The 13,248-nt window shown below is 70.2% G+C and carries 12 protein-coding genes; all 12 read left to right on the top strand.

Annotated features, from left to right (window positions below; genetic code table 11):
* The first annotated feature begins 22 nt into the window (after positions 1 to 22).
* Complete coding sequence (locus ACS5PV_RS10205; RefSeq protein WP_455395223.1) at positions 23 to 1,234, top strand: ABC transporter substrate-binding protein; 1,212 nt, start codon at positions 23 to 25, stop codon at positions 1,232 to 1,234.
* Between the two features lie 200 nt (positions 1,235 to 1,434).
* Positions 1,435 to 2,370: an acetamidase/formamidase family protein gene (locus tag ACS5PV_RS10210; protein WP_455395224.1), complete on the top strand. Its 936-nt coding sequence runs from the start codon at positions 1,435 to 1,437 to the stop codon at positions 2,368 to 2,370.
* Positions 2,371 to 2,573: 203 nt separating this feature from the next.
* Positions 2,574 to 3,710 (top strand): M20 family metallopeptidase, encoded by a 1,137-nt coding sequence (locus ACS5PV_RS10215; protein WP_455395225.1) that lies wholly within the window; start codon positions 2,574 to 2,576, stop codon positions 3,708 to 3,710.
* A gap of 118 nt (positions 3,711 to 3,828) precedes the next feature.
* Positions 3,829 to 4,416, top strand: a complete 588-nt coding sequence (locus ACS5PV_RS10220) for an NUDIX domain-containing protein (RefSeq protein WP_455395226.1) — start codon at positions 3,829 to 3,831, stop codon at positions 4,414 to 4,416.
* A 115-nt stretch (positions 4,417 to 4,531) separates the two neighbouring features.
* On the top strand, positions 4,532 to 5,059 hold the full coding sequence (locus tag ACS5PV_RS10225) for a Uma2 family endonuclease (RefSeq protein ID WP_455395227.1): 528 nt from the start codon (positions 4,532 to 4,534) through the stop codon (positions 5,057 to 5,059).
* A gap of 69 nt (positions 5,060 to 5,128) precedes the next feature.
* Entirely contained in the window at positions 5,129 to 6,130 is a 1,002-nt protein-coding gene (locus ACS5PV_RS10230) for an adenosine kinase (protein ID WP_455395228.1), read from the top strand.
* Positions 6,131 to 6,303: 173 nt separating this feature from the next.
* Positions 6,304 to 7,146, top strand: coding sequence for a sn-glycerol-3-phosphate ABC transporter permease UgpE (ugpE, locus tag ACS5PV_RS10235; protein ID WP_455395229.1), 843 nt, complete (start codon positions 6,304 to 6,306; stop codon positions 7,144 to 7,146).
* Between the two features lie 28 nt (positions 7,147 to 7,174).
* Positions 7,175 to 8,227 (top strand): ABC transporter ATP-binding protein, encoded by a 1,053-nt coding sequence (locus tag ACS5PV_RS10240; RefSeq protein ID WP_455395230.1) that lies wholly within the window; start codon positions 7,175 to 7,177, stop codon positions 8,225 to 8,227.
* Between the two features lie 125 nt (positions 8,228 to 8,352).
* A complete protein-coding gene (locus ACS5PV_RS10245) occupies positions 8,353 to 9,525 on the top strand; it encodes a CaiB/BaiF CoA transferase family protein (RefSeq protein ID WP_455395231.1) in 1,173 nt (390 codons plus the stop codon).
* Between the two features lie 92 nt (positions 9,526 to 9,617).
* Entirely contained in the window at positions 9,618 to 9,974 is a 357-nt protein-coding gene (locus ACS5PV_RS10250) for a DUF1640 domain-containing protein (RefSeq protein ID WP_455395232.1), read from the top strand.
* Between the two features lie 114 nt (positions 9,975 to 10,088).
* Complete coding sequence (locus ACS5PV_RS10255) at positions 10,089 to 11,765, top strand: thiamine pyrophosphate-binding protein (protein ID WP_455395233.1); 1,677 nt, start codon at positions 10,089 to 10,091, stop codon at positions 11,763 to 11,765.
* Between the two features lie 161 nt (positions 11,766 to 11,926).
* Positions 11,927 to 13,246, top strand: a complete 1,320-nt coding sequence (gene ugpB, locus ACS5PV_RS10260) for a sn-glycerol-3-phosphate ABC transporter substrate-binding protein UgpB (protein ID WP_455395234.1) — start codon at positions 11,927 to 11,929, stop codon at positions 13,244 to 13,246.
* Positions 13,247 to 13,248 lie beyond the last annotated feature (2 nt).

A 13,248-nucleotide genomic window follows, 5' to 3' on the forward strand; every position in this document is an offset into this window, starting at 1 on the left:
ACTTGGCGGGGAATCACGAGAGATGAAGCCTGGTCGCACCTTCCGGTTGGTCGTTGCCCTCGCCCTGGCCTGCATCGGCCTGCCCGATTGGGCCCGAGCGCTCGACCAGCCCGTCCGCATCGGGGTCCTGAGCGACATGAGCGGGCCGTTCTCCGACCAGGTCGGTGCCGGCTCGGTGGCCGCCGCCCGTCTGGCGATCGAGGACTTCGCGCGGGAGAGCGGCGGCGTCACGGTCGAGCTCCTCTCCGCCGACCACCAGAACAAGCCCGATATCGGCCTCGGCATCGCCCGGCGCTGGCTCGACCAGGAGAAGGTCTCGGCGATCGTCGACCTGCCGAATTCCGGCGTCGCCCTCGCGGTCGCCAACCTGATGCGCGAGCGCAACCGCGTCGCGCTCGCCTCGAGCGCGATGACGTCCGACCTGACGGGGAAGTTCTGCGCGCCCACCACCGTGCAATGGGTGTCGGATACCTGGGCGCAGGGCTCGGCGACGGCGCGGGCGCTGGCCGAGCGCGGCGCGCAGAACTGGTACTTCCTCACCGTCGACTACGCCCTCGGCCACGCGCTCGAGCGCGACGCCACGCGGGCGCTCGTCGAGGCGGGCGGCCGGTCGGCCGGCGGGTCGCGGCTTCCCCTCGGCACCGGCGACTTCTCCTCGGCGCTGCTCACCGCCCAGAGCGCGGGCGCGCAGGTCCTGGCGCTGGCCAATACCGGGGCCGACATGATCAACGCGATCAAGCAGGCCGGCGAATTCGGGCTGACGCCGAAGATGAAGGTGGCCGCGCTCTTCATCCAGCTCTCCGACACCCATTCCCTGGGCCTCGCGACCGCGCAGGGCCTGCAGCTCGTTTCCGCATTCTACTGGGACCGCGACGAGCGCACGCGCGCCTTCGGCGAGCGCTTCGGCGCCCTCATGAACGGCCGGCGCCCGACGGAGGACCATGCGGGGGTGTACTCGGCGACGCTGGCCTATCTCCGCGCGGTGCGCGACGCCGGCACGCTCGAGGGCGACCGGGTCGTGGCGGCGATGCGCAAGGCCCCGATCCAGGACCCCCTCTTCGGCACGGTGACGATCCGCCCGGACGGACGCGCGGTGCACGACATGTACCTCTACGAGGTGAAGGGTCCCTCGGAGAGCAAACGGCCTTACGACTACTACAAGCTCGTGACCACCATTGCCGGCGACCAGGCGTTCCGCCCGATGAAGGACGGCGGGTGCCCGATGAAGGATTAGGGCGTTTCCCGGCGACATGACCGGGGGCTTGGGTCTCGCAGACGGTGCTGGTGCCGCCCATCCTCCTCGTGGGCATCGCCCCGCGGATTGCCACGGGGCCCGAATCCGGCAGCACCCGCGGGGCGATGGGCGGCCCTCGACGCGCCGCCGCCGGCGCGCGATGCTGCGGTCTCCTGCCCGCCGATTCCGGATACTGCCGCATGACGCATCGCCTGACCGCCTCGCCCGAGACCTGCCGCTGGGGCTACCTCGACGCTTCGGTGCGGCCGGTCCTCACCATCCGCAGCGGCGAGCGGGTCACGATCGAGACCGTCTCGGGCGGGCCCGACGCCCTGCCGCCGGCGGGCTTCCACGTTCCCCCGGAGCTGCGGGCGATCCACGCCGCCGAGACCGGCATTCCGACGGGCCACATCCTGACCGGTCCGGTGGCGATCGAGGGCGCGCGGCCCGGCGACGTGCTGGAGGTGCGGATCCTGGACGTCGCCCTGCGCCAGGACTGGGGCTTCAACCGCCACCGGCCGCTTGCCGGCACGCTCCCGGACGACTTCCCGGTCTTCCACCACATGAACATCCCCCTCGACCGCGAGCGCCTGACCGCCCGGATGCCCTGGGGGCTCGACATCCCGCTGTCGCCGTTCTTCGGCGTGATGGCGGTCGCCCCGCCGCCGGCCTGGGGCCGCTGCACCTCGATCATCCCGCGCGCCTTCGGCGGCAACCTCGACAACAAGGAGCTCACCGCCGGCAGCACGCTCTTCCTGCCGGTCTTCACCGAGGGGGCGCTGTTCTCCTGCGGCGACGGCCACGGCGCGCAGGGCGACGGCGAGGTCAACGTCACGGCGATCGAGACCGCGCTCTCGGGCACCTTCGAGTTCGCCTTGCGCCGCGACCTGCGGCTCACGATTCCCCGGGCCGAGACGCCGACCCACGTGATCACGATGGGCCTCGATCCCGACCTCGACCGCTGTGCCGAGCGCGCGCTGCGCGAGATGATCGACCTCGTGGTCGCCCGCGCCGGGATTACCCGCGACGAGGCCTACGCCCTGTGCAGCATCGCCGCCGACCTGCGGGTGACACAGACGGTCAACCAGCACAAGGGCGTGCATTGCATGCTGCGCAAGGACTACCTGGGGCGTTGAGGTCGCGGATCTCTCGGTCCGCGTCGCATCACCCTTGGGACGAGGAGCCCTTGGGCCGACACCCCCTGCACCGCGGCCTGGACGGCTATAGTCGCGCTGAGCCGTCCGGCGGTGGCGGTGCAGGCCCGCTTCTTGATTGCGCCGCATTTCGCGCGCCGAAGCGGCGGTGCATTCTCGTTGTTAGACCGTTCCCCGAGGCCACGATGACCCCCTCCCCGCACCCGACCGACCTCTCGCCCGAGCGTGCCGTCGCGGCCATCTCGCGCTGGCTGGCGGTGGAGAGCCCGACGGATTCGACCGACGGCGTGAACCGGATGATGGACCTCGTCGCCGCCGAGGCCGCCAGCCTGGGCCTTGACGCCGAGCGGGTGCCGGGCCGCGACGGCTTCGGCGACAACCTGATCCTGCGCGCGGGCCCCCGGAAGGCTGAGCCCGGCATCCTGGTCCTGTCCCACCTCGACACCGTGCATCCGATCGGCACGCTGGCGAACGACCTGCCGGTGCGGGTCGAGGGCGACCGGCTCTACGGCCCGGGCGTCTACGACATGAAGGGCGGCGCCTGGCTGGCGCTCCAGGCCTTCGCGGCGGCGGCCCATGGCGGCCTCGCGCGGCGGCCCCTCGCCTTCCTGTTCTCCAGCGACGAGGAGACCGGCTCGCAATCGACCCGCGCGCTGATCGAGGATCTGGGACGGGCGAGTTCCGCGGTGCTTGTGACCGAGCCCGGCCGCGACGGCGGCAAGGTGGTGACCGGGCGAAAAGGCGTCGGGCGCTTCGACGTCCATGTCGAGGGCCGGCCCTCGCATGCCGGCACCCGCCACGCCGACGGCCGCAACGCGATCCGGGAGGCCGCCCGGCTGATCCTGGAGATCGAGGGGCTGACCGATTATTCCCGCGGCGTCACCACCACGGTCGGGGTCATCGCCGGCGGCACCGCCGAGAACGTGGTGCCGCAGCATTGCCGCTTTGCCGTCGACCTGCGGGTCGTGACCGCGGCGGACGGGGAGGATTACGCCGGCCGGATCCTCGGGCTGTCCGCGACCCAGGATTTTCGCGTGGCGGTGACCGGCGGCATGAACCGGCCGCCCTACGCGTCGCAAGCCGGCGCCGCGCTCTATGCCCATGCGAAGGCGCTGGCGCGGGACGAGCTCGGGTTCGAGCTCGGCGAGGTGCCGCTCACCGGCGGCGGCTCGGACGGCAACTTCACGGCGGCGCTCGGCATCCCGACCCTCGACGGCCTCGGCATCGACGGCGACGGGGCGCACACGCTCCAGGAATACGGACTGATCTCCTCGATCGCCCCGCGGATGCGGCTGATGCGGCGGCTGCTCGAGACGCTGTGAGATCGCGGGGCGGCGCGATCTTTCGCGCCCGCCCCGCGTTGCCGGCCCGCATCCTGCACGCAGGCGGGATCGCCAAGAAGCCCGGGCTAAGAAGCCCGGGCAGGAATGGCAGGCGCGCATGACCGACCGCACCAATCCCTGGGTGACGCTCTCGCGCGAGCGCCGCTACGAGGACCGCTATCTGGGCGTCGACCTCGACCAGTTGCGGCACGAATCCGGCCGCGAGCACCCCCACGTCGCCCTGCGCTTCAAGGTGTACGGCGTCGCGGTGCTGCCGGTCGATCCCGCCGGCCGGGTCAGCCTGATCGGCCAGTACCGCTACGTGCTCGACCGCTTCACCTGGGAACTGCCCCGCGGCTCCGGCGCGGTCGCCGACGACGCGCTCGCCACCGCGCGGCGCGAACTGGCGGAGGAGACCGGCGACGAGGCGGAATCCTGGCTCGAGGTGCTGCGCCTCGACGCCTCGCCGGGCATCTCGAGCGAGCAGATGCCGGCCTTCGTCGCCTGGAACCTGAAGCGCGGCCCGGCCCATCCGGACCCGCAGGAGAGCCTGCGGGTGCGCCGCCTCCCCTTCGCCGAGGCGGTGGGCGAGGCCCTGTCGGGCGCGATCACCGACGGGGCGAGCGTGGCGCTGCTGCTGTGCCTCGCCGAGCGGGCCCGGCGGGGCGACCTGCCGGCGGATCTGCTCTCGCTGCTGCGGGGGTGAGGACGCGGCCGGGACGGGAGATCCTTGCGGCAGGCGCGGAGCCGCGTGCTAGAATAATCGCTGTCGGCACGTCACCAACAGGTTCAGCGCGATGAAGCCGCTCCCGCAGACCCGCATGAGCGTCGACGAGTACCTGGCCTGGAGCGAGGACAATCCGGGACGCTACGAACTCGTGCAGGGCGAGGTCTACGCGATGGCAGCCGAGCCGGCGCGGCATGCAAGGACGCGGGTTGCGGTCTTCGACGCTCTGCGGCGTGCGGTGCACGCCGCAGGTGACGCATGCGAAGCGATGCCGGACGGGATGACCGTCCGCACCGACACTCGTACGGCCTACGAGCCGGACGCGCTCGTCTATTGCGGCCCCCGCATCGGCCCCGATGCGGTCGAGGTGGACAATCCCGTCATCGTCGTCGAAGTCTCGTCCCCCAGCACCCGCCGCACCGACGCGAGCGAGAAGCTCACCGGCTACTTCCGGGTGCCGAGCATCCGCCACTACCTGATGGTCGATCCCGACCGCCGCACCGTCGTCCACCACCGCCGGGCCGGCGACGGGATCGAAAGCGCCTTCCTCCAGGACGGCACCCTCGTCCTCGACCCGCTGGGCCTCGAACTTCCCGTGGCGTCGCTGTTCGAGGCGGCGTGAAGGCCGCGGCTTGACCCTCCCGGCGGCGAGTGCGACAGGCGGCCCGATCCCTCGCGCACGGGCCCCTGCATGACCGCCTCCCTCGACCTCCTCGTCCTCGGCAACGCCATCGTCGACGTGATGGCCCGCACCGACGAGGCCTTCCTGGTGCGCGAGGAAGTGCACAAGGGCGCGATGCAGCTCATCGACGAGGCGCGGGCCGAGCACCTGTTTCAGGTGATGGGCCCGGCGACGGTGATCTCGGGCGGCTCGGGCGCCAACACGGCGGTCGGCGCGGCCGTCCTCGGAGCCCGGGCGGGCTTCATCGGCAAGGTGCGCGACGACGAGCTCGGCCGCCTGTTCGCCCATGACCTCAAGGCCACCGGCGTGCGCTTCGACGTCGCCCCGGCGACGGAAGGGCCGGCCACCGCCCGCTGCTTCGTGCTGGTGACGCCGGACGGCGAGCGCACGATGAACACCTATCTCGGCGCCTGCCAGGGCCTCTGCGCCGCGGACGTCGACGAGGACACCGTGAAGGGCGCTGCCTACGTCTACCTCGAGGGTTACCTGTGGGACCCGCCGGCCGCCAAGGAGGCGTTCCGCAAGGCCGCCCAGATCGCCCATGCCGCCGGCAACAAGGTCGCGCTGACCCTGTCGGACGCGTTCTGCGTCGACCGCTACCGCGACGAGTTTCTCGGCCTCATCCGCGACGGCAGCCTCGACATCTTGTTTGCCAACATCCACGAGCTGAAGAGCCTGTACCAGACCGCCGACGCCGACGCGGCGCTCGCGGCGCTCCGCGAGGAGAAGGGCCTTCTCGGCGTCGTCACCCGCTCCGAGGAGGGCGCCCTGGTGGTGTCGGGCGCGGAGACGAAATCCGTGCCGGCCTCGCCCGTGCGCGAGGTGGTCGACACCACCGGCGCCGGCGACCTGTTCGCGGCGGGCTTCCTCGCCGGCCTCGCCCGCGGCCTCGACCACGCCGATTGCGCCCGTCTCGGCGCGGTGGCCGCCGCCGAGGTGATCTCGCATCTCGGCGCCCGGCCGCAAGCGGACCTCAAGGCGCTCGCCGGAGAGGCCGGCCTGAAGATCTGACGGACAAGCGGCGCTTTCGTCAGAGCTTGACCGATGCTAAGCCGGCTTCACGACAGTGAGTGCCGGCTTCGCGGCGCGAGCCTGCGACGCACCGGGGACCCCAAGCGTCGCACGCCCGTCACGCGCGTGCGGCACCGGAACACGAAGAAACCACCCGCCAGGGAGCGGCCCCGTTGGTCGAGAACCGCCGCTTCGGCAACCTGATCCCGCACCTCGTGCTCTGCCTCGGGGTCGGCATCGTCGTCTTCCCGGTCTACCTCGCGCTGATCGGCTCGACCCACGACGCCGCCACCATCGCCAACGGCCAGATGCCGCTCTGGCCGGGCACCCACGGATTCGAGACCTACCGGCGCGCGCTGACCGAATCCGGCATGGCCGGGGCGCCGGTCGGGCTGATGCTGCTCAACAGCACGATCATGGCGCTCGCCATCGCGCTGGGAAAGATCTTCATCTCGCTGCTCTCGGCCTACGCGCTGATCTACTTCCGGTTTCCGTTCCGGCAGACCGCGTTCTGGGCGATCTTCGTCACCCTGATGCTGCCGGTCGAGGTCCGCATCTACCCGACCTACAAGGTCGCGGCCGACCTCCAGCTCCTCGACACCTATGCCGGCCTCGCCCTGCCGCTGATCGCCTCGGCGACCGCGACGCTGCTGTTCCGCCAGTTCTTCCTCACGGTGCCGAACGAGCTCGTCGAGGCCTCCCGCATCGACGGGGCCGGGCCGGTGCGGTTCTTCCTCGACACCCTGCTGCCGCTCTCGCGCACGACGATGGCGGCTTTGTTCGTGATCCAGTTCCTCTACGGCTGGAACCAGTATCTCTGGCCGCTCCTCGTCACCACCCGCGACGACATGCAGACGGTGGTGATCGGCCTGCGCAAGATGACCTCGATCACCGACCAGCTCACCGAGTGGCAGATCGTCATGGCGACCGCGGTGCTCGCCATGTTGCCGCCGGTCGTGGTGGTGTTCGCGATGCAGAAGCTGTTCGTGCGCGGCCTGGTGGAGACCGAGAAGTGACCTACTCCCGTACGATCGGACGCGTCTGATGGCCGGCCTCGCCCTCGACAACTTGCGCAAGACCTATTCCGGCGGCGTCGACGCGGTGCGCGGCGTCTCGCTCGACGTGCCGGACGGCGCCTTCTGCGTCCTCGTCGGCCCGTCCGGCTGCGGCAAGTCCACGGTGCTGCGGATGATCGCCGGCCTCGAGACCGTGACCTCGGGGGCAATCACCATCGGCGGCCGCACCGTCAACGACGTCGAGCCCGCCGACCGCGACATCGCGATGGTGTTCCAGAACTACGCGCTCTATCCCCACATGCGCGTCTACGACAACCTGGCTTACGGCCTGCGCAACCGCGGCACGCCCAAGGACGAGATCGAGACCCGGGTGAAGGAGGCGGCGCGGTTGCTGGGCCTCGATGCGATGCTGACGCGCTACCCGCGCCAGCTCTCGGGCGGCCAGCGCCAGCGCGTCGCGATGGGGCGGGCGATCGTGCGCAAGCCCCAGGTCTTCCTGTTCGACGAGCCACTGTCGAACCTCGACGCCAAGCTCCGGGTGCAGATGCGGGTCGAGATCCGCCGCCTCCAGCGCCAGCTCGGCGTCACCACAGTCTACGTCACCCACGACCAGGTCGAGGCGATGACCATGGCCGACCGGCTGGTGGTGATGAATGGCGGGCAGATCGAGCAGGTCGGCACGCCGATCGAGATCTACCGCCGCCCCGCCACCCGCTACGTCGCGACCTTCATGGGCTCGCCGCCGATGAACATCCTGAAGGCCGAGGCCGTCGCCGGGGGCGTGCGGATCGACGGCGCGGTGATCCCGGTCTCCGGGGTCGCGCCGGGCACCGCGGTCGAGGCCGGCATCCGGCCCGAGGACCTGCGGATCGCCGAGGACGGCCTCCCCTTCCGGATCGCCTTCGTGGAGGAACTCGGGGCCACCCGCCTGCTGCACGGGCCGCTCGCCGGCACCGACGTCGCGGTGCAGGTGCCGGCGGGCTCGGGCCAGCAGGAGGGCGACACCGTGCGCCTCGCGATCGAGCCCTCCGCCCTGCACCTGTTCGACCCTGCCACCGGACGGCGGCTGGTGCAGGGCTGACCGGAGGCGGGCGGGCTTTCCCGCGGCTCGAACTGCGTCGTATGCAAGCGGGACTGAGATTCCCGCGGGGGAATCCGAAAGCGCCATCCTGGAACGGGAGGCGCCTGACGGGAGGCATCGTTTCCGTGCACAAACCGCTCGCCGGCATCAAGGTGCTCGAACTCGCCCGCATCCTGGCAGGGCCCTGGATCGGCCAGCTCCTGGCGGATCTCGGCGCCGACGTGGTCAAGGTCGAGCGGCCGGGCGTCGGCGACGACACCCGCTCCTGGGGCCCCCCCTTCGTCGAGGGCGCACATGGCGACACGCTCTCGGCCTCGTATTTCCACTCGACGAACCGCGGCAAGCGCTCGGTCGCGGCGGATTTCGAGACCGCCGAGGGCCAGGCGGTGGTGAAGAAGCTCGCCGCCCACGCCGACGTGGTGATCGAGAACTTCAAGGTCGGGGGGCTGAAGAAGTACGGCCTCGACCACGAAGCTTTAAGCGCCCTCAACCCGCGGCTCATCACCTGCTCGGTCACCGGCTTCGGCCAGGACGGCCCCTACGCGCCGCGGGCCGGCTACGACTTCATGGTCCAGGGGCTCGGCGGGATCATGTCGCTCACCGGCGAGCCCCAGGGCGAGCCGGTCAAGACCGCGGTCGCCTTCGCGGACGTGTTCACCGGGGTCTACGGCACGGTGGCGATCCTCGCCGCACTCCAGGGCCGGCACGCCACGGGCAAGGGCTGCCACATCGATATGGCGCTCCTCGACACGCAGGTCTCGGTGCTGGGCAACCAGGCCCTGGTCTACCTCGTGTCGGGGATGCTGCCGCCCAGGATGGGCAACGAGCATACCAGCATCGTGCCCTACCAGGTCTTCCCGACCTCGGACGGCCACATCATCGTCGCCTGCGGCAACGACGGGCAGTTCCAGAAGTTCTGCACCGTGCTCGGCACCACCTGGCACCTCGATCCGGACTATTCGACCAATCCCGGCCGGGTGACGCGGCGCGACGTGCTGATCCCGCTCATCGCGGCGGAGACCAGCCGCCACAGCAAGGCCGATCTGCTGGCGCGGCTCGGCGCGGTCAACGTCCCGGTCGGCCCGATCAACGACCTCGCCGAGGTCTTTTCCGACCCCCAGGTGGTCCATCGCGGGATGCGCCTGGACCTGCCCGATCCGCGGGCGAAGGGCGGCACGATCCCGAGCGTGCGCTCGCCGATCGTCATCGACGGCGTGCCGATGGCGGCCGAGACCGCCTCGCCGCAGGTCGGGGATCATACCGAGAGCGTGCTGGCGGATCCGGCCTGGGGCGGGTGACGCATTCCATTCGTACCGGCTACGCGAGCCAAGGCCGGTACGGACTGCTATGATCGTTGGTACGAGCCTCCGGAAGGTGCCCGAACCCCGCCATGACCTCGATCGCTTTCGACACCCTCAAATTCGCTCGTACGCTCCGCGACCGAGCGAAGATGCCGCCAGAGCAGGCAGAGGGTCTAGCCGATGCCTTTGTCGAGGCAATCCAAGGCGACATTCCAACGAAAACGGATTTCAAGAGTGTCGAAACAAGCATCGAAGCACTGAAAGCCGGCACGAAATCCGATATTGAGGGCGTCAAAGCGAGTCTGCGAGAGACTGAATTGCGTCTCGAATCGCGCATCGAGTCGACCAAGAGCGATGTCATCAAATGGGTCGCCGGGCTTATAGGATTCCAGACACTCGCTATCATCGGAGCAGTCATCGCGTTGGCACGAATCCTGAAGCCGTGAAGCGTCGGTCGGATTGGTAGCGCCAAGTCAGAGCAGGCAGCGCTCGCAAGGCCTCAGTCTACACAGCACGCGCGAGAAGCAACTCAAGAAGATGACTCGACGGAGGACACGCCCATGACCGACGCCCCCCGCCCCCGCACCGGCGGGCAGATCCTGGTGGACCAGCTCGCCCGCCACGGCGTCGGCGACATCTTCTGCGTGCCCGGCGAGAGCTACCTCGCGGTGCTCGACGCGCTGCACGACGCCGAGATCCGCCTCACCGTCTGCCGGCAGGAGGGCGGGGCCGCCATGATGGCGGAGGCGCACGGCAAGCTGACGGGGAAGCCCGGCATCTGCTTCGTCACCCGCGGGCCCGGGGCCACCAACGCCTCGCCGGGCCTGCACATCGCCAAGCAGGACTCGACCCCGATGATCCTGTTCGTCGGCCAGATCGAGCGGGCGGCGCGCGAGCGCGAGGCGTTCCAGGAACTCGATTACCGGGCGGTGTTCGGCACCATCGCCAAGTGGGTGACCGAGATCGACAGCGCCGAGCGCCTGCCGGAACTCGTCGCCCGCGCCTTCCACGTCGCCACCGCCGGCCGGCCCGGCCCGGTGGTGATCGCGCTGCCCGAGGACATGCTGACCGGGACGGCGAGCGTGCCCGACGCGCCCGCCTTCCGGCCGGTCGAGACCCATCCGGCGCTGTCCCAGATGGTCGAGCTCCAGAACCTCCTCGCTCGCGCCGAGAAGCCCTTCGCGATCCTCGGCGGCAGCCGCTGGTCGGAGCAGGCCGTGCGGCGCTTCGCTCGCTTTGCCGACCTGTTCTCGCTCCCCGTCGCCTGCTCGTTCCGGCGCCAGGGCACCATCCCGGCCGACCATCGCTGCTACGCCGGCGATCTCGGGCTGGGCGTCAACCCGAAGCTCCTGGCCCGGATCGAGGAGGCCGACCTCCTGCTCCTCGTCGGCGGCCGGCTGTCGGAGATCCCGTCGCAGGGCTACACGCTCCTCGACATTCCAGGACCCCGCCAGACCCTCGTCCACGTCCACCCGGACCCGGAGGAGCTGGGCCGCGTCTACAGCCCGGCGCTCGCGATCAACGCGAGCCCCACCGCCTTCGCGGCGGCGATCGAGACGGTGCAGCCGCCCCGGGCCCTGCCCTGGGCCGCCGGCACCGAGGCCCTGCACGCCGATTACCTCGCCTGGAGCGATCCATCCCGGATCACCACGCCGGGCACCCTCCAGATGGGCGGCGTGATGGCCCATCTGCGCGAGGCGCTGCCGGCGGACGCGATCCTGTGCAACGGGGCAGGCAACTTCGCCACCTGGGTCCACCGGTTCTGGCCGTTCCGCGCCCATGACGGCCAGCTCGCCCCGACCTCGGGCTCGATGGGCTACGGCGTGCCCGCCGCCATCGGCGCCAAGCGGCTCCTGCCGGAGCGCACCGTGGTGGCGGTGTCGGGCGACGGCGACTTCCTGATGAACGGCCAGGACTTCGCGACCGCCGTGCAGTACGACCTGCCGGTCATCATCATCCTGGTCGACAACGGGATGTACGGCACGATCCGGATGCACCAGGAGCGGGAATATCCCGGCCGCGTCTCCGGCACCGCGCTCCGGAACCCGGATTTCGCCGCCTATGCCAAGGCCTTCGGCGGCTACGGCGAGCGGGTCGAGCGCACGGAGGATTTTCCGGCGGCACTGGCGCGGGCGATCGAGTCGGGCCTGCCGGCGATCCTGCACTGCCCGATCGACCCCGAGGCGATCACCCCGACGACGACCATCCAGGCCCTGCGCAACCGCAAGCGGTCGTAGCCGTCACAACCTCCCTTGCTCGCTCGGCACGGCTGTGCTTAGCCAGCTACCAACAAGCGCCCGCCGCCGGAACGGTGCGGGCCGCGTCGCACCGGCGCTTTTGTCGTCGGAGTGTCACGCGGGCCCCGCATGAGGGGCCGCACACGAGGAGAGGACACCCGATGGCCCCCACCACGACCATCCGCATCGCGCTCGCCGGCCTCGGCTTGGGCCTGGCCGCCACCCCGGCGCTCGCCGTGACCGAGCTGCAATGGTGGCACGCGATGACGGGCGCCAACAACGACGCGGTCAACCGCCTCGCCGACGAGTTCAATGCCTCGCAGAGCGACTACAAGGTGGTGCCGACCTACAAGGGCAATTACGGCGAGACGCTGAATGCCGGCATCGCCGCCTTCCGCGCCGGCACCGCGCCGCACATCATGCAGGTGTTCGAGGTCGGCACCGCCACGATGATGTCGGCCAAGGGCGCGGTGAAGCCGGTCTACCAGCTGATGAAGGACGCGGGCGAGCCGTTCGACCCGAGCGCCTACCTGCCGGCGATCACCGGCTACTACTCGACGACCAAGGGCGAGATGCTCTCGTTCCCGTTCAACTCCTCGTCGATGGTGATGTGGGTCAACCTCGACGCCCTGAAGGCGATCGGCCTCTCCGAGCCGCCGAAGACCTGGCCGGACCTGTTCGCGGCGGCCAAGAAGCTGACGCAGAACGGCTTCCCGAATTGCGGCTTCTCGACCACCTGGGTCACCTGGCTCAACATCGAGCAGCTCTCGGCCTGGCACAACGTGCCGGTGGCCACCAAGGCGAACGGCATGGACGGCCTCGACACCACGCTCGAGATCAACGGCCCGCTCCAGGTCAAGCACATCGGCAACCTCGCCGAGGCGCAGAAGGACAAGTCCTTCGACTATTCCGGCCGCTACGACAGCGGCTTCGGCCGCTTCACCGCCGGCGAGTGCCCGATCATGTTCGGGTCGTCCGGCTCCTACGGCAACGTCAAGGGCGCGGCGAAGTTCGCCTGGGCCTCGGCGCCGATGCCGTACTATCCCGACGTTCCGGGCGCGCCGCAGAACAGCATCATCGGCGGCGCCTCGCTGTGGGTGATGGGCGGCAAGAAGCCCGACGAGTACAAGGGCGTGGCGAAGTTCTTCAGCTTCCTGTCCGATACGGATCGCCAAGCGAAGCTCCACCAGACCACCGGCTACATGCCGATCACCAAGGCGGCCTACGAGAAGTCCAAGGCGGACGGCTTCTACGACAAGAACCCGGCGCTCGAGGTGCCGATCAAGGAACTGACCAACAAGCCGCCGACCGAGAATTCCCGGGGCCTGCGCCTCGGCAACCTGCCGCAGATGCGCGACATGTGGGCCGAGGAGATCGAGGCGACGCTCGCCGGCAAGAAGACGGCCAAGCAGGCCCTCGACGAGGCGGCGACCCGCGGCAACGCGATGCTGCGCCAGTTCGAGAAGCAGGCCGGACGGTAACA

The sequence above is a fragment of the Methylobacterium sp. Gmos1 genome, assembly GCF_053764715.1.